3 protein-coding genes are annotated in these 19,257 nt (G+C 74.1%); all 3 read left to right on the top strand.

Annotated elements, in window-relative coordinates; genetic code table 11:
* Nucleotide 1 precedes the first annotated feature (1 nt).
* The 3 genes from ACXAHD_RS14425 to ACXAHD_RS14415 are packed head-to-tail and all read left to right on the top strand — an operon-like array spanning nucleotide 2 to nucleotide 19,149.
* Complete coding sequence (locus tag ACXAHD_RS14425) at nucleotides 2-9,556, top strand: SDR family NAD(P)-dependent oxidoreductase (protein ID WP_475051090.1); 9,555 nt, start codon at nucleotides 2-4, stop codon at nucleotides 9,554-9,556.
* A 21-nt stretch (nucleotides 9,557-9,577) separates the two neighbouring features.
* On the top strand, nucleotides 9,578-18,397 hold the full coding sequence (locus ACXAHD_RS14420) for a type I polyketide synthase (RefSeq protein WP_281553686.1): 8,820 nt from the start codon (nucleotides 9,578-9,580) through the stop codon (nucleotides 18,395-18,397).
* Between the two features lie 8 nt (nucleotides 18,398-18,405).
* A complete protein-coding gene (locus ACXAHD_RS14415) occupies nucleotides 18,406-19,149 on the top strand; it encodes a class I SAM-dependent methyltransferase (RefSeq protein ID WP_475051076.1) in 744 nt (247 codons plus the stop codon).
* Nucleotides 19,150-19,257: the final 108 nt, after the last annotated feature.

Here is a 19,257-nt window from a genome sequence, read left to right as displayed (position 1 = left end):
TATGGACGACGACGGTAAGCTGCTGCAGTACCTCAAGCGGGTGACCGCGGAGCTCCATCAGACCCGCCGGCGACTGCACGAGGTGGAGTCGGCGGACCGGGACCCGATCGCGATCGTGGCGATGTCCTGCCGCTACCCGGGTGGCGTCACCAGTCCGGAGGAGCTGTGGCGGCTCGTCGTCGACGAGGTCGACGCGATCGGCCCGTTCCCCACCGACCGTGGCTGGACCACCGGTCCGCTGCCGACCGGTGACGAGGACGGTCCGGCCGACGGCCACGTCCGCGAGGGTGGCTTCCTCGCCGACCCGGCCGGCTTCGACGCCGAACTGTTTGAAATGTCGCCCCGGGAGGCCCTGGCCACCGATCCGCAGCAACGGATCATGCTGGAGCTGGCGTGGGAGACCTTCGAACGGGCCGGGCTCGCCCCGGATTCGCTCGACGGGGCGCAGGTCGGCGTGTTCGTCGGCAGCGGTGCCCAGGACTACTACGACGACTTGTCGGCGGCCGCGACGGAGGCCGTCTCCGCGTACTTCAGCACCGGCAACGCGGCCTCGGTCATCTCGAGCCGGATCTCGTACGCCTTCGGCCTGGCCGGCCCGGCGTTGACCATCGACACCGCCTGTTCGTCGTCGCTGGTGGCGCTGCACGTCGCCGCGCAGGCCCTGCGGCAGCGGGAATGCTCGATGGCGCTCGCCGGGGGCGTGATGGTCATGGCGACTCCGGGCCCGTTCGTCGCCTTCAGCAAGCAACGTGGTCTGGCATCGGACGGGCGGTGCAAACCGTTCTCCGACGACGCCGACGGCACCGGCTGGGCCGAGGGCGCCGGTGTCCTGCTGCTGGAACGGCTCTCCGACGCCCAGCGCAACGGGCATCCCGTTCTGGCCGTCATCCGGGGATCGGCGGTCAACCAGGACGGCGCCTCCAACGGCCTGACCGCGCCGAACGGGCTGGCGCAGCAGCGGGTGATCCGGCAGGCGTTGACGGCGGCGGGGTTGTCGACGGTGGACGTCGATGTGGTGGAGGCGCACGGTACCGGTACCCGGTTGGGGGATCCGATCGAGGCGCAGGCGTTGCTGGCGACGTACGGGCGGGGTCGGGACGCGGATCGTCCGTTGTGGTTGGGGTCGTTGAAGTCGAACATCGGTCATGCGCAGGCGGCGGCGGGTGTGGGTGGTGTGATCAAGATGGTGATGGCGTTGCGGGCGGGGGTGCTGCCGCGGTCGTTGCACGTGTCGGAGCCGTCGTCGCATGTGGACTGGTCGGCGGGTGGGGTGCGGCTGTTGACCCGGGCGCGGCCGTGGCCGGGTACCGACGAACCACGTCGGGCCGGGGTGTCGTCGTTCGGCGTCAGCGGCACCAACGCCCACCTGATCCTGGAACAGGCCGAGCCGGCCGGGGAAAGCGGCACCGGCGACACCGATCTGCCGCAGCCGACCCGCCGGTTCCACCGCAAACGCTACTGGTTGGACGATCGGGCGCCGGCCGGAGATCTGGCGACCGTCGGGCTGGACCCCGCCGACCATCCCCTCCTCGCCGCCGTCACCGTCGTGGCCGACACCCAGGGCGCGGTGCTCACCGGGCGCTTGTCCACCGCCACCCACCCGTGGCTGGCCGAACACCGGGTCCACGGCGAGGTGATCCTGCCGGGCACCGCCTTCGTCGAGCTCGCCGTCCGGGCCGCCGACCAGCTCGGTTGCGCCCACATCGCCGAACTCACCCTGCACGCTCCGATGCGGCTGCCGGCCCACGGCGGCGTACGGATCCAGGTCGTCGTCGGTGAACCCGACCAGGCCGGTGCCCGGCGGATCAGCATCCACTCCCGGGCCGAGCAGGCCGTCGCGGCGCGGTCGTGGACCAGCCACGCCACCGGTCACCTCACCACCGCCCCGATCCCGTCCGGGGCCGATCAGCCGGAGGCCGAGCCCAGCTGGCCACCGGCCGGCGCGGAGCCGGTCCCGATCGACACCCTCGACGACACGCTGGCCGGTGCCGGTCTCGACTACGGGCCAGCCTTCCGCGGGTTGCGCGCCGTGTGGCGTCAGGGTGTCCGGCTCTGGGCCGACGTACGGCTGCCCGACCCCGGCGACGCCGACCGCTTCGGCCTGCACCCTGCCGTACTCGACGCCGCCACCCAGGCACTCGCCGTCGACCTGGGCGACGGGCAGGGCCACGCCCGGTTGCCGTTTTCCTGGTCCGGCGTCACCCTGCACGCCACCGGCGCCGCCGAACTGCGGGTCAGGTTCACCCCGACCTCACCGGACACGTACGCCGTGGCGGCCTTCGACCATGCCGGCCACCTCGTCGCCACCGCGACAGCGGTCACCTTCCGGCCGCTCGCCGCCGTCGCGGCGGCACCGGCGCGGACCGCCGACCTGCACCGGCTCGACTGGGTCCCGATCGCGGACCCGGGCCGTGACCGCCCGGCCGAGGGTGTGCACCTGCTCCGCCTCGACGAGGTCTGCGGCGACGACCCGGACACGATCCGTGAGCACTGCCGGCAGTTGCTGGCGACGTTGCAGCACTGGCTCGGTGACGCCACCAACAACGGCACCCGGCTGGCCGTCGTGACCCGGGGCGCCGTACCGGTCGCCGGCACCGGCGGTGATCTCGCCGGCGCGGCCGTCTGGGGGCTGGTACGGTCCGCCCAGGCCGAACATCCGGACCGGTTCCTGCTGGTCGACGCGGACCCGGTGGACCGCACCGACCCGTCCGGCGTCAGCGGCGTGGCCGCCACCGGCGACACGCCGGCCGACGCCGACACCCCCGCCGACGCCGACACCGTCGCTGCGGCGGTCGCGGCGGCGCTCGCCGCAGGGGAACCACAGGTGGCCGTACGCGGTGGCACGGCACACGCGGCCCGGCTGGCCCACCTTCCGGCGGCGGGCAACGCTCGACCGGTGCTCGACCCGGCCGGCACCGTACTGATCACCGGCGGGCCGGGATCGCTGGGTGCCATCGTGGCCCGACACCTGGTCGACCGGTACGCGGTCCGGCACCTGGTGCTGCTGAGCCGCCAGGGTGACCAGACCCCCGGAGCCGCCGCGCTCGTCGCCGAACTCGCCGAACTCGGCGCCCGGGCCCGGGTGGTCGCCTGCGACGTGGCCGACCGCGCCGCACTGGCCCGCGTGCTGACCGAGACCACCGCCCGGCGGCCGCTGACCGCCGTCGTGCACGCCGCCGGGGTGGTCGCCGACGGCGTCGTCACCGCGATGACCCCGCACCGGCTCGACGCCGTACTCGCGCCCAAGGTCGCCGGGGCGCTGCACCTGCACGAGCTGACCGCCGGGATGGACCTGGCCGCGTTCGTGATGTTCTCCTCCCTGTCCGGGGTGCTCGGCGCGCCGGGGCAGGCCAACTACGCCGCCGCCAACTCGGTTCTGGACGCGCTGGCGGCCCGGCGGCACCGGGCGGGGCTGCCCGCCGTCTCCGTGGCCTGGGGCCAGTGGGACACCGACGGCGGTATGACCGGAACGCTCGCTGAGGCCGACCGTGCCCGAATGGCCCGCGGCGGGGTACTGCCGCTGTCCGTGCCCGCCGGGCTGGCGCTGTTCGACGCCGCCGTCGCCGCCACCGCGCCCGCCGTCGTCGCCGCGGCGCTGCAACCGGCCCGGCTGCGTGCCGGCGACGGCGTACCGCCGGTCTTCAGCTCGCTGGTGGGTCCGCTCACCCGGCCGGCAGCGGGCGGCGGCACCGGGGCACTCGCCGCGCGCCTCGCAGAGCTCGCCGAGCGGGAACGGGCGGACCTGCTCCTCGACCTGGTCCGTACCCACGTCGCGACCGTGCTGGGACACGAATCACCGGAGGCGGTCGCCGCCGACCGTGAATTCCATCAGCTCGGCTTCGATTCGCTCACCGCCGTCGAGTTGCGCAACGCGTTGACCGCGGCGACCGGGCTACGGCTGCCGGCCACCCTGGTGTTCGACCATCCCACGGCGAACGCGGTGGCCGAGTACCTGCGCGCCGAACTCGTCGTCGGCGAGAGCCGGCCGGGAGGCGCCCTTGCCGTCGCGTCTTCGGCAGGCACCGACGAGCCGATCGCGATCGTCGCGATGGCCTGCCGCTACCCGGGCGGCGTCAGCTCGCCGGAGCAGTTGTGGACCCTCGTCGCCGACGGGGTCGACGCCATCGGCGAGTTCCCCGCCGACCGTGGCTGGCAGATCGACCAGCTCTACGACGCCAGCGGGGAACGGCCTGGCAGCACGTACGTGCGTACCGGGGGATTCCTCTACGACGCCGCCGATTTCGACGCCGGCTTCTTCGGCATCTCACCTCGCGAGGCGCCGACCGTCGACCCGCAGCAGCGGCTGCTGCTGGAGACCTCGTGGGAGGCCGTCGAACGGGCCGGCATCGACCCGTTGTCCCTGCGGGGCAGCGCTACCGGCGTCTTCGTCGGTGTCCAGTACCACGACTACGTGGCCAGCAGCTCCACCGGCGCGGTGGTGTCCGGTCGGGTGGCCCACCACTTCGGATTCGAAGGCCCGGCGGTCAGTGTCGACACCGCCTGCTCCTCGTCGCTGGTCTCGATGCACTGGGCGGCGCAGTCGCTGCGTACCGGGGAGTGCACGCTGGCGCTGGCCGGCGGGGTCACGGTGATGGCGACCCCGGAGACGTTCGTCGAGTTCAGCCGCCAACGCGGGCTGGCCCGCGACGGTCGCTGCAAGGCCTTCTCCACCGACGCCGACGGCACCGCCTGGGCGGAGGGCGCCGGGGTCCTCGTCCTGGAACGACTCTCCGACGCCCGCCGGCACGGTCACCCGGTGCTCGCCGTGATCCGGGGCTCGGCGGTCAACTCCGACGGCCGGTCCAACGGGCTCACCGCTCCGAACGGACCCGCCCAGCAGCGGGTGATCCGCCAGGCGTTGGCCAACGCCGGTCTGCGGCCGGGCGACGTCGACGTGGTGGAGGCGCACGGCACCGGCACGGCGTTGGGCGACCCGATCGAGGCGCAGGCCCTGCTCGCCACCTACGGGCAGGACCGGGACGAACCGCTCTGGCTGGGCTCGCTCAAGTCGAACATCGGGCACACCCAGGCCGCCGCCGGGGTCGCCGGAGTGATCAAGATGGTTCAGGCGATGCGGTACGCGACGATGCCGCGGACGCTGCACGTGACCGAGCCGTCGACGCATGTCGACTGGGCTGCGGGGAAGGTTCGGCTGCTGACCACGGACCGGCCGTGGCGGCGGACCGGCCAGCCCCGCCGGGCCGCGGTCTCGTCCTTCGGCGTCAGCGGTACCAACGCCCATCTGGTGATCGAGGAGGCAGACCCGCAGGATGCCGCCGTCACCGCCGGTGGTGACGGCGGTAGTGCGGCCGGCAGTGAGTCCGGCGGTGGGGCCGATGGTGGGGCCGGCGAGCCGCCGGTGGTGCCGTGGCTGCTGTCCGGCCGTACCCGCCAGGCGCTGCAGGCACAGGCGGAGCGGCTGCTGGACCACGTCGACGACACCGACGACGAAGCGGCCGACATCGGCTACTCCACCGTGTTCCGGCCACAGCTGGAGCACCGGGCCGTCCTGCTCGGCGCGGAACGGGGCGACTTCCTGCTCGGGCTCGTCGCACTCGTCGACGGCGTCGAGGAGGCCGAGTCGGTGACCGGCACGGTCAGCAGCGGCGGCCTCGCCTTCGTCTTCTCCGGCCAGGGCGCGCAGCACCCCCGGATGGGACGGCAGCTCGCGGCCCGGTTCCCGGTGTTCGCGGCGGCGCTGCACGAGGTGACCAGCGAGTTCGACACGCGCCTGGACCCGCCGCTGGGTACGGTGCTCGCCGCCGAGCCGGGCAGCGCCGAGGCCGCGCTGCTCGATCAGACCGCCTACACCCAGGCCGGGGTGTTCGCCATCGAGGTCGCCATGCTGCGGTTGCTGGAGTCGGTCGGCGTCCGTCCGGACCGGCTCGCCGGACACTCGATCGGTGAGCTGGCCGCCGCGTACGCCGCCGGCATGCTCTCGCTGTCCGACGCGTGCGCCCTGGTCGCCGCCCGGGGCACCCTGATGCAGGCGCTGCCGGCCGGCGGCGCGATGCTCGCCGTGCAGGCCAGCGAGGACGAGGTACGCCCGTTACTGACCGGCCGGCTGGACCTCGCCGCCGTCAACGCGGCGCAGTCGGTGGTGCTCTCCGGTGCCGAGCAGGAGATCCGGGCCGCCGCCGAAAGGTTCGCCGGGCAGGGCAGGGCGGTGACCCGGCTGCGCGTGTCGCACGCGTTCCACTCGGCGGCGATGGAACCGATGCTGGCCGCGTACCGCGAGGTGGTCGAGTCGGTCACCTTCCGGCCGCCCACGGTGCCGCTGGTTTCCACACTCACCGGCGCGGCGGCGGACCCGGAGCAGTTGTGCTCGGCGGAGTACTGGGTACGGCAGGTTCGCGAGCCGGTGCGCTTCCACGACGCGGTCCGCTGCCTCGAACGCGCCGGTGTCACCCGGTTCGTCGAGGTCGGGCCGGACGCCGTGCTCGTCCCGCTGGTGTCGCGTGGCGTCGCCGCGACGGTGGCGCCGCCGACGGTCGCGCCGACGATGCGTCGGGGCCGCGACGAGCCGCGTACGTTGCTGGACACGCTCGCCCGGTTGCACGTGTGCGGCGTCGCGGTGGACTGGTCGGCGGTCCTCGCCGACCTTCCGGTGCGCCGGGTACCCCTGCCCACCTACGCCTTCCAACGCCAGAGGTACTGGCTGGACAGTGTCGCGGGTGCCCTCGCTGACCCGTCTGCCGGTGCTCATCCGCTCGTCGACCGGACGGTGGAACTGCCCGGGTCGGGTGGGTTGATGCTGACCGGCCGGCTGTCCACCGCCACCCACCCCTGGCTGGCCGACCACGTGGTGCACGGACTGACCGTGCTGCCCGGCGCCGGCCTCGTCGAACTCGCCACCCGGGCCGGCGACCAGCTCGGGTGCGGGCGGATCGAGCAGCTCGACTTCGAACGTCCGCTGGTCCTGCCGGCCGGCGGCAGCGTCGCCGTGCAGGTGGAGGTCGGTGCCGCCGACGAACATGGGGCCCGGCGTGTCCTGGTGCACTCCCGGGCCGGAACCGCCGGGACCGACCCGCCCTGGCAGCGGCACGCCAGTGGGGTGCTGGTGCCGGACACTGCGGCCGCCGACCGGCTGGCACCAGACCCGGAGTTCACCCAGTGGCCGCCGCCGGGAGCCACCCCGGTGCCGCTGGACAGCTGGTACGACGAGCTCGCCGCGACCGCCGGAATCGCCTACGGCCCGGTGTTCCGCGGGGTGCGCGCGGTGTGGCGGCGGGCCGACGAGGTGTACGCCGACGTCGCCCTGCCGGCCGTGGCCGGCACTGACGCCGCCGACTTCAACCTGCACCCGGCGGTGCTGGACGCGGCCTGGCAGTTGGTGGCGCACAGCCCGGTGGCGGCGGCCGGCCCGCTGCTGCCGCTCGCGGTGACCGGGGTGAGCCTGTTCGCCACCGGCGCCGTCGAGGCGCGGGTGCGCGTCCGGGTGGCCGCGCCGGCGACGGTGTCGGTCGAGATCGCCGACGGTGCCGGTGTGCCGGTCGCCACCGTTGACGCGCTCGCGCTGCGCCCCGCCGGTGACCTGGCGCAGGCCCTCGACGACGCGGAGGGGTCCGCCGGTGACGGGTCAGCGGCCAGCCGCGACGGCGGAGGGCCGGGCGACGGGCCAGCGGCGGCGCTGCTGCGGGTCCAGTGGCAGCCGATCGCCGCGCCCGACGCGTCACCGGGCGTCGCCTGGCAGCTGGTCGGCCCGGACCGCTGGACGCTGGCGGCGCCGCTCGCCGCGACCGCCGTACCGGACTTCGACGCCGTCGTCGCGTCGGCGGCCGACGGCGACGGCGAGGACCGGCCGGTGTTCCTGCTCAGCTGTGGCGGCGGCCCGGACCCGGACGTCGTGCACGGCGAGACCCGGCGGGCGGTCGACGCGTTGCGTACCTGGCTGGCCGACAGCCGGTTCGACGGGTCGAGGCTGGTGGTGGTGACCGGCGGCGGCGTCCCGGCCGGTGCCGTCGCCGACGTGGACCCGGCCGGTGCCGCCGTCTGGGGCCTGGTACGCAGCGCGCAGGCCGAGCACCCCGATCGGATCGTGCTGGTCGACGTCGAGCCGGACCGGGTCTCGCCCGCGCTGCTGGCCTCGGCGGTGTCCACGGGGGAGCCCCAGGTGGCGGTCCGCGACGAAGCCCTGTACGTGCCCCGCCTGGTGCCGAGCGGTCCGCCGCCGCAGGACGCGCCCCCCACGCCCCCGGACTTCGGCTCGGGCACGGTCCTGGTGACCGGGGCGACCGGCGCCCTCGGCCGGGTGATCGCCCGGCACCTGGTGACCGGTCACGGCGTACGGCATCTGCTGCTGACCAGCCGGCGGGGCATGGCCGCGCCCGACATGACGCGGCTGCGTACCGACCTGCTCGACCTCGGCGCCCAGGTGACGGTCACGGCCTGCGACGTCACCGACCGCGACGAGGTGGCACGGTTGCTCGCCACGGTGCCGTCGGAGCATCCGCTCACCGGCGTCGTGCACGCGGCCGGCGTTCTCGACGACGCGGTGATCGGCTCGCTGACCGCCGACCGGATGTCGAACGTGCTGCGGCCCAAGGTGGACGCCGCGTGGCACCTGCACGAGCTGACCAGGGACACGCCGCTCGCCGCGTTCGTGACGTTCTCCTCCGCCGCCGGGGTCCTCGGCCCACCCGGTCAGGCCAACTACGCCGCGGCCAACGCCTACCTGGACGGGTTGGCCGCCCACCGGCGGGCGCACGACCTGCCGGCCAAGTCACTGGCCTGGGGCCTGTGGTCCACTGCCGACGAGGGGATGGGTGGCGCACTGACCGAAGCCGACCTGCGGCGGCTCGCCGAGACCGGTGTCCACCCGCTCGACGCCGAGACCGGTCTCGCCCTGTACGACCGGGCGGTGGCCCTGCCCGACGCCGTGCTGGTGCCGATCCGGCTCGATCCGGCGAAGCTGGGGCCGGACCGGCCGGCGTTGCTCGACGGCCTGGCCGCGCCCCCGCCGACGGACGATGGCGCGACCGGGACGCGTCGGCGCTCCGCGCGGGACGCGAACGGCGGCGCGCCGACCGGTGGTGGCGGCGGCCGGCTCCGCGAGCAGCTCGCCGGCAAGTCCCGCCCGCAGGCGCAGGAACTGCTGCTGGAGATGATCCGCAGTGAGGCGGCGAAGCTGCTCGGGCACCCGGGGCCGGAGGCGATCGAGCCGGAGCGGGCCTTCAGCGAGCTGGGCTTCGATTCGTTGGCCGCGATCGGGTTCCGTAACCGGTTGACCCTGCTCACCGGCCGGCAGCAGCCGGCGACGTTGATCTTCGACTATCCCAACGCCGCCGCGCTGGCCCGGCAGTTCGCCGCCGACCTCGTGCCGGACACCGTCGACGGCGGCGCTGCGCTGCCCGACGACGAGATCCGGGCGGTGCTGAGCAGCATCCCGCTGGGCCGGCTGCGTGCCGCCGGACTGCTGGAGAGCCTGCTCGCGCTGGCCGGCGCGCCGACGCACCCGGCCGGCACGCCCCACCCGGCGGGCGGCTCCGCGATTGACGAAATGGACACCGAGAACCTCATCAGCATGGCCCTGCAGACGGCCGACTTCGGCGAGTGACGCGAGAGGTGTGAGATAGACATGACGCAGGCGGACCAGAGGATCGTCGACGCTCTCCGCGCGTCGCTGAAGGAGAACGAGCGACTCCGCGAGCACAGCCGCCAGCTCACCGAGGCAGCACACGAGCCGATCGCCATCATCGGCATGGCGTGCCGGTTCCCCGGTGGGGTGACCAGTCCGGAAGGGCTGTGGCGGCTGCTGGTCGACGAGGTCGATCCGATGGGTGGGTTCCCCACCGACCGGGGCTGGGACCTGGACCGGCTCTACGACCCCGACGGCACCCGGCCCAACACGACCTACGTACGGCAGGCCGGGTTCCTCTACGACGCGGGCGACTTCGACGCCGACTGGTTCGGCATCGCCCCCCGCGACGCCCTGCTGATCGACCCCCAGCAGCGGTTGCTGCTGGAAAGCACCTGGGAGGCGTTCGAACGCGCCGGTATCGCCCCGGCGTCGGTACGCGGCAGCCAGACCGGCGTCTTCGCCGGGGTCATGTACCACAACTATCCCGGCAGTTACGGGTCGTCGGGGGTGGTGTCCGGGCGGGTCTCGTACCACTTCGGTTTCGAAGGACCGGCGATCACGCTCGACACCGCCTGCTCGTCGTCCCTGGTGGCGCTCGACCTCGCCGTACAGTCGCTGCGTCGGGGGGAGTGCTCCCTCGCTGTCGCCGGCGGGTCGTCGGTGATGGCCTCCCCGCAGACCTTCGTCGAGTTCAACCTCGAGGACACCCAGTCGCGTGACGGCCGGTGCCGTTCCTTCTCCGACGACGCCGACGGGCCGGCCTGGGCCGAGGGCGTCGGGGTGCTGCTCGTCGAGCGGCTGTCCGATGCGCGCCGCAACGGCCACCGCGTTCTCGCCGTGGTACGCGGCTCCGCGGCCAACTCCGACGGCGCGTCGAACGGGCTGACCGCGCCGAACGGTCCGGCTCAGCAGCGGCTGATCCGGCAGGCGTTGGCCAACGCCCGCATGTCCGCCGACCAGGTCGACGCGGTCGACGGCCACGGTACGGCCACCGAACTGGGCGACCCGATCGAGGTGCAGGCGCTGCTGGCGACGTACGGGCAGGGTCGGGACGCGGATCGTCCGTTGTGGTTGGGGTCGTTGAAGTCGAACATCGGTCACGCGCAGGCGGCGGCGGGTGTGGGTGGTGTGATCAAGATGGTGATGGCGTTGCGGGCGGGGTTGCTGCCCCGGTCGTTGCACGTGTCGGAGCCCTCGTCGCATGTGGACTGGTCGGCGGGTGGGGTGCGGCTGTTGACCATGGCGCGGCCGTGGCCGGGTACCGACGGACCGCGTCGGGCCGGGGTGTCGTCGTTCGGGTTGAGCGGGACGAACGCGCACGTGATCCTGGAGGAGGCGCCGGCGGATCTGGCGGCCGGCCCGGTGCCGGCCGACGGCTCGGTCGAGGATCCACCGGCTGTGCCGTTCCAGCGCAAGCGCTACTGGCTGACCGCCTCCCCGCTGACCGGTGACCCGGTCTCGATGGGGCTCGCCCCCGCCAACCACCCGCTGCTCGGCGCCGCCGTCATGCTCGCGGCCAACGACGGCATGGTGCTCACCGGGCGGCTGTCGGTGGCGAACCAGCCCTGGCTGGCCGACCACCGGGTGGGCGAGACCGTCCTGTTCCCCGGCGCGGGCTTCGTCGAACTCGCCACACACGCCGGGGAACGGGTCGGCTGCGGCCGGATCGCCGACCTCGTCCTGCAGGCCCCGCTGGTGCTGCCGGCCCGGGACGCGCAGCAGATCCAGATCACGCTCGGCGGGCCCGACGACTCCGGAGCCCGGTCGCTGGTCGTGCACAGCAGGACCGACGACGGTACGGACGACAGCCGTTGGACGCCGCACGCGACCGGCACCCTGGTGCCGCGTCGGCCGCCCACCGGTGCCGAGCTGACCTCCTGGCCGCCGGACGGCGCCGAGCCGGTCGACCTGGCCGGCGTCTACGACGAGTTCGCCGAACGTGGACTGGTCTACGGACCGACCTTCCAGGGGCTGCGGAACGCCTGGCGCCGCGACGACGACCTGTACGCCGAGATCAGCGTGCCGGATCAGGCACGGGGCAAGGTGAACCGGTTCGGGCTGCACCCGGCACTACTGGACGCGGCCCTGCAGGCGGTCGGCCGCAGCGGGTTGGCCGGGCAGGAGGCGGCCCTGCCGTTCCAGTGGCGCGACGTCGAGGTGTACGCCGCCGGCGCGGCCAGCGCCCGGATCCGGGTCAGCCGCTCGGCCGACGGCGGCGTGTCGATCCTGCTGGCCGACGGCACGGGTACGCCGGTCGCCTCGGTCGGTTCGCTGGTGCTGCGCCCGGTCGTGGCGGCGGAACTGGCCGCCGCCGACAGCGGGCCGTACCGCGACGCGCTGTTCACCGTCGACTGGACGCCGGTGGCGCTGCCGGCCGGTGCCCCGGTCACCGTCGCCGACCTGGCCGGCGTGACCGCCGGCGCCGAGGTCCCGGCGGTGGTGCTGCACCGTCACGCCGCCGTGTCCGGCGCCGGCGCCGGTACGCCCGAAGCGGTCCGCGCCGGCACCGTGGAGGCGTTCACCGCGCTGCGTACCTGGCTGGCCGAGCCCCGGTTCGCCGGCACCCGGCTGGTGGTGCTGACCCGGCGGGCCGTGGCGCTGCCCGGCGAGGACGTCACCGACCTGGCCGGCTCAGCCGTGTGGGGGCTGATCCGGTCCGCGCAGACCGAGCATCCGGGTCGGATCGTGCTGGTGGACACCGACGCCGAACAGGACGCGGTGACGCTGCTGCCGAAGGTGCTGGCGGCCGGGGAGTCCCAGGTCGTGGTCCGGGACGGGGCGGTACGGGTGGCCCGGCTGCGCAGAGCGGACGCGGCTGCGGCCGACGCGGTACCGGCCGACGTCGCCGCCGGCACGGTGCTGGTCACCGGGGCCACCGGTGGCCTCGGCCGGCTGATCGCCCGGCACCTGGTCACCACGCACGGCGTACGGGACCTGCTGCTGGTCAGCCGGCGCGGTGCGGCCGCCGAAGGCGCCGACGAACTCGTCGAGGAGCTGACCGGGCTGGGCGCCCAGGTCGAGCTGGTCGCCGGCGACGTCGCCGACCGGGACGCGGCAGCGGCGCTTGTCGCCGGACGCCGGCTCACTGCGGTCGTGCACGCCGCCGGGGTGCTGGACAACGGCACGATCGACACGCTGACGCCGCAGCGGATCGACGCCGTGCTGCGGCCGAAGGTCGACGCCGCGTGGCACCTGCACGAGCTGACCGCCGGGATGGACCTGGCCGCGTTCGTGCTGTTCTCCTCCGCCTCCGGCGTGCTCGGCGGGATGGGGCAGGGCAACTACGCCGCCGCGAACACCTTCCTGGACGGGCTGGCCGCCCATCGGCGGGCCAGCGGCCTGGCCGGGGTCTCCCTCGCCTGGGGCATGTGGGGCACCGGCACCGGGATGGCCGGTCACGTCACCGCCGCCGAACTGCCGCAGGTGGCCCGTACCGGGTTCGTCCCGATCAGCGGCGCGGAAGGGCTGGCGCTGTTCGACGCCACCTGGATGTCGCCGGAACCGTTCCTCGCCCCCATCCGGCTCGACCTCACGGTCCTTCGCCGGCAGGGGGACGCGCTGCCGGATCTGTTCCGGGCCCTCGTCCCAGCGCCGCGCCGCGCCGTCGCCGCCCCCGGCGACGCCACCGGCACGTTCAGTCAACGGTTGGCCGCGATGTCGGTCCAGGACCGGGGGAACACTCTGCGGGAGCTGGTTCGCGCGCAGGTGGCGCAGGCGCTCGGGCACAGTGCCCCGGAGAGCATCGAGCTGGACCGGGCGTTCCAGGACCTGGGATTCGACTCCCTCACCGCGGTCGAGCTGCGCAACGGGCTCAGTGTCGCCACCGGGGTCCAGCTGTCGGCGACCCTGGTGTTCGACAACCCGACCCCGATGGCGTTGGTCGACCACCTCGCCGAGGAACTCGTCGGTGACGCGGAGGAACCGTCCGTGGCAGAGCCCGACCAGGCCCCGGTGTCGGCGGACGAACCGATCGCCATCGTCGGCATGAGCTGCCGACTGCCCGGCGCGGTCAGCTCGCCCGAGGACCTGTGGCGGCTGCTGACCGCCGGCGACGACGGGATCTCGTCGTTCCCCACCGATCGGGGCTGGGACATCGAAGGATGGTTCAGCCACGACTCCGGCGCGGGTTCCCGCCAGGGCGGGTTCGTCGCCGACGCCACCCACTTCGACGCCGGCTTCTTCGGCATCAGTGACGACGAGGCGACCGTCATGGACCCGCAGCAGCGGCTGCTGCTGGAGGCTTCGTGGGAGGCGATCGAGCGGGCCGGCATCGATCCGCGTTCGCTGCGCGGCAGCACCACCGGTGTGTTCGCCGGAGTGATGCAGCCCGACTACGACCCCGGCATGTTCGGATCGGTGGAACACGCCGCCGCGTTCCGTGGGGTCGGCCTGTCGCAGAGCATCGTCTCCGGCCGGGTGGCCTACCTGCTGGGCCTGGAGGGCCCGGCGGTGTCGGTGGACACCGCCTGCTCGTCCTCCCTGGTCGCGCTGCACTGGGCTATCCAGGCGCTGCGCCAGGGTGACTGTTCGCTGGCGCTCGCCGGCGGGGTGACGGTGATCTCGACCCCGGCCACCTTCGTCGACTTCGACCAGCAGGGCGGGCTGGCCACCGACGGGCGCTGCAAGTCGTTCTCGGCGGCGGCCGACGGGATCGGCTGGGCCGAGGGCGTCGGTGTGCTCGTGGTGGAGCGGCTCTCCGACGCCCGACGCAACGGCCACCAGGTGCTGGCCGTGGTACGGGGCTCCGCCGTCAACTCCGACGGTGCCTCCAACGGGATGACCGCGCCCAACGGGCCGGCCCAGGAGAAGGTGATCCGGCGGGCGCTGGCGACCGCCGGGCTACGCGCGGACGAGGTCGACGCGGTCGAGGGCTTCGGCGCCGGCACCCGGCTCGGCGATCCGATCGAGGTGCGGGCCCTGCAGGGCACGTACGGGCAGGACCGCGACCGGCCGCTGTGGCTGGGATCGGTCAAGTCGAACATCGGCCACACCCAGTCGGCCTCCGGCGTCGCCGGGGTCGTCAAGATGGTGCTCGCCCTGCGGCACGGCGTGCTGCCGCGGACGCTGCACGCCGACGACCGGTCCCCACACGTGAACTGGGCCGACAGCCAGGTGCGGCTGCTCACCGAGTCGGTGCCCTGGCCGGCGGGCGAGCGTCCGCGCCGGGCCGCGGTGTCGTCCTTCGGGCGCAGCGGCACCAACGCGCACCTGATCCTGGAGGAGGCGGACCCCGCCGTGGCCGGGGCGCAGGCGCACGGTCAGCCGCCCCAACAGGCGCAGCGGCCGGCCGGGCCGATGCTGCCGCTGCTGGTGTCGGCGCGAACCCGGGAGGCGTTGCCGGACCAGGCTGCCGCGCTGGTCGCAGCGCTGCGTGCCGACCCCGACCTCGACCCGGTCGACGTCGGGTACTCCCTGGCGGCTACCCGGGTGCCCTTCGACCACCAGGCCGTTGTCGTCGGCGCCGACCGTGACGACCTGCTGGGGGCCCTGACCGACCTGGCCGCCGCGACGCTGTCGCCACGGGTGGTGACCGGCCACGTCCGGCCGACCGGCGGTACGGCGTACCTGTTCCCGGGTGCCGGGGCGCAGCGAGCCGGGATGGGCCGGCAGCTGTACGCCTCGTTCGGCGCCTTCGCCGCCGCGTTCGACGAGGTCTGCGCCAAGTTCGACCGGCATCTCGACCGGCCGTTGCGGGATCTGGTGTTCGCCGAGGAGGGCACGGTGGCCGCTGGCCTGCTCGACCAGACGAGCTACATGCAGGCCGCACTGTTCACGGTGGAGGTGGCGACGTACCGGCTGCTGGAGTCGTGGGGCCTGCGGCCCGACCACGTCGTCGGGCATTCGGCCGGGGCGCTCGCCGCCGCGCACGTCGCCGGGGTGCTGTCGCTGGCCGACGCGGTGAAGCTCTGCGCGACCGGTGGGGAACTGCTGCAGGAGCTGCCCGCCGGGGCGATGGTGGCGGTGCGGGCCAGCGAGGACGAGGTGCGGCCCGAACTGGACGGGGACGTCGAGATCGCGGCGGTGAACAGCCCTGACTGGGTGGTGGTGTCCGGGCCGGACGACGACGTCACCGAGCTGGCCGAGCGGTGGCGGGCAGCGGGACGGTCGGTCAGCCCGCTGCGGGTGCGCCGGGCGTTCCACTCCTCGGCGGTGGACGATGTCCTGGAGGAGTACTTCGACGTCGCGGACCGGCTCACCTACCACCCGCCGGCCGTCAGCCTGGTCGCGCACGTCGACGGCGAGCTGGTCGGTGCCGACGACCTGGCGACCGCCGAACACTGGGAGCGGCAGCTGCGCGCCGAGGTCCGGTTCGTCGACGACGTACGCCATCTGGCGGAACTGGGCGTGACCCGGTTCGTCGAGGTGGGTCCGGACGGTGGCCTGGCGCAGATGGTGGCGGCCTGCCTGCCCGACGCCGGCCAGGCGGTGGTGCCGACGGTGAGCGCGGACCCGGCGGAGGTCGGCGCGCTGTTCGCGGCGGTGGCCCGGCTGCAGGTGACCGGGCATGCCGTGGACTGGTCGCGGCTGTACGCCGGTCGGGGCGCGCGGCAGGTGGCGCTGCCCCCGTACTCGTTCCATCGGCAGCGGTACTGGGTCGAGATGGACGCGCTGGCGGTCGGCGAGGTGGTCGCCGCCGGGTTGGAGGAGACCGGGCATCCGCTGCTGGGTGCGGCGGTGCCGGTCGCCGGTACGCAGGACCTGGTGCTGACCGGCCGCCTGTCGCGGGCAGCCAGGTCCTGGCTGGACGACCACCGGATCGGGGATGCCACCGTGCTGCCGGCCCCGGCGCTGGTCGAGTTCGCGGTGCATGCCGGGGACCGGGTCGGCTGCAGCCGGATCGCCCGGCTGACGGAGCTGGCTCCGGTGCCGTTGGATCCGGCCACCGCGACGCAGATCCAGGTGGTGGTGCGCGACGCCGGGGCGGGACACGGCGAGCGGGAGTTCGCCGTGTACGCCCGGGCCGAGGACGGTTCCACGGCCTGGTCGCAGTGCGCCGCCGGCCGGCTGGCGGCCGGCCGGGGCGGGCCCTCGCCGCTGACGGTGGACGACGGGCAGTGGCCACCGGCCGGCGCCGAGCCGGTCGACCTGTCCGGCTGGTACGAGGAGCTGGCCGACCGAGGCCTGTCCTACGGGCCGGCGATGCGCGGCCTGCGCCGCGCCTGGCGGGCCGGACAGGACCTGTTCGCCGAGGTCGACCTGCCGAAGAGCGCCGGTACGGGGGCCTTCGCGATCCATCCCGTCCTGCTCGACGCGGCCCTGCACGCCACCGGGCTGGTTGACGGCGCCGATGGCCGGCCGGGGCGGCCGGTCTCCTGGTCCGGGGTCGAGCTGCACGCCACCGGCGCCGTCACGGTCCGGGTGCGGCTGCGCGCCGACGGTCGAAGGCTCTCGCTCGCTATGGTCGACCCGGCGGGCAGTCCCGTGCTCACGGCGGATTCGATCGAGCTGCGGTCGGGGTCCGAGCGCGACCCGTCGGGCTCGGACACCGAGCAGGTCCCGGCCACCTCGGCCGCCGTTCGGCCCGGCGACAACGGTCGGCCGCGTGCGAACGGTGCGCCGGGCCGCCCGGTGGCGGCCGTCGCGGCGACCGGCGACGCGGGGGCCGGCGACGCGGGAGCCGAGACGTGGCGCCGGCTCGCCGCGCTCGGCGGTGAGCAGCGGGAGCCCGCCGTGCGGGACCTGGTCGCCAGCGCGATCGCGGCCGTGGTGAACACGACTCCGGAGACGATCGACTTCGACGGGCACTTCGTCGAGGCCGGATTCACCTCACTGACCGTGACCGAGCTCGGGATCGACCTCGGTACCCGGACCGGTCTCGACCTCAGTGAGGTGATCTTCCAGTACCCGACACCCAACCATCTCACCCGTCACCTGCTCGACGAACTCGCCGCGAACGGCGCCGGTCAGCAACCGGTTCGTGAGGGCGACGAGGGCGGGGAGACGCTGCGCGATCTGTTCCGGGCGGCGGCGCTGGCCGGCCGGCTCGGCGACGGTATCGACGTGCTGAGCGCGGCGGCGCGCCTGCGTCCCACCTTCGACACGCCGGCCGGTGCGGACCAGCGGATCTCCCCGCTGCGCCTGGCGCAGGGCCCGGCCCGGCCCCGGCTGCTGTTCGTGGAGACCCCGATGGCGATGGGCAACCACTACCAGTACAGCCGGCTGGTCGCGCACTTCCAGCAGATCCGTGACGTCGTGTCGCTGCCGGTGCCCGGCTTCACCCGGGGCGCTCCGCTGCCGGCGACCGCCGAGCTGGTGGTCGAGTTGCTCGCCGACGCGGCGCTGAGCGCCGCCGACGGCGAGCCGTTCGTCCTGGTCGGGTACTCGGCCGGTGGCATCCTCGCCCAGGCGACTGCTAGCCACCTCGAACGGATGGGCACCGGCCCGCAGGGCGTCGTGTTGCTCGACACCCAGCCGGTGCAGCGGCCGGGCGACCCCGGCGGCGGCTCCGTCGAGGATGCTTCCGCCGGCGCGGTGATGACCGAGATGGTGCTCGGACTGTTCGAGCTGGAGGCGGCCGCGGGCAAGTTCGACAGCGCCCAGCTCACCGCGATGGCCTGGTACGTCGACCTGCTGCCCGAGTTCGAGCTGGGGGCCACCGGGGCCCCGGTGCTCTACCTGCGCGGGGCCGAGCCGATCGGTGCCGCCGTGCCGGCCACGACGGCCGTGTCGTGGCCGTACGCCGACAGCACCGAGACGGTTCCCGGCAATCATTTCACCATGGTCGATGCGGAGGCGGCGACCACGTCGAAGGCGATCGAGCAGTGGCTGGCGGCAACAGCCGAGCAGCGTGTTCCCGAGCCGACCGTGAAGGGCTGAGGTGTGACGTGTACGAATCCGAGGACGCCGAGATCTACGACCTGATTCACCAGGGGCGGGGCAAGGACTACGCCGCTGAGGCCGCCGAGGTCACCCGACTCGTGCTGGCCGACAAGCCGGACGCGGCCTCACTGCTGGACGTCGCCTGCGGCACCGGCGAGCATCTGCAGCACCTCTCGGCGTCCTTCCCGCACGTCGAGGGGGTCGACATATCCGCCGACATGCTGCTGAGCGCCAAGGCGCGGCTGCCGCTGGTGCCGTTGCACCAGAGCGACATGCGCTCCTTCGCCCTGGGACGTCGTTTCGACGCGGTGACCTGTCTGTTCAGCTCGATCGGTCACATGCGTACGACCGCCGAGCTCACCGCCGCGCTGCGCTGCTTCGCCGAGCACACCGTGCCCGGCGGCGTCGCGGTGGTGGACCCGTGGTGGTTCCCCGACACGTTCCTGCCCGGGTACGTCGCCAGCGACGTGGTCCGGGCGGACGGGCGCACCATCGCCCGGGTCTCCCACGCGTCGCAGGAGGGCAACGCAACCCGGATGGACGTGCAGTACCTGATCGCCGACGCGGACTCGGGCATCCGCCACCTCGCGGAAAGCACTCTGATCACCTTGTTCACCCGCGAGGAGTACGAGGCCGCGTTCCGGGCCGCCGGGTTCACGCCGACCTATCTGGACCAGGGGCCGGGTGCCAGGGGTCTGTTCGTCGCGGTCCGGCAGGGGCGGCCGGAGCCGGCGTCGGCGGGTACCTGACCGGTACGTGGCACCGGGGGGGGGGGGGGGGGGGGGGGGGGGGGGGGGGGGGGGGGGGGGGGGGGGGGGGGGGGGGTGGGCGGAACCCGGACTGGAGAGAACAGCCAG

It is taken from the genome of Micromonospora sp. ABR4_055, assembly GCF_056160425.1.
The sequence above is the reverse complement of the archived record's forward strand: the minus strand, read 5'-3'. Positions and strand labels throughout refer to the sequence as shown.

Bases quoted from the DNA above. Each gene is read 5' to 3' on its own strand.
- ACXAHD_RS14425 (WP_475051090.1), top strand. From the start codon at position 2: ATGGACGACGACGGTAAGCTGCTGCAGTACCTCAAGCGGGTGACCGCG.
- ACXAHD_RS14420 (WP_281553686.1), top strand. From the start codon at position 9,578: ATGACGCAGGCGGACCAGAGGATCGTCGACGCTCTCCGCGCGTCGCTG.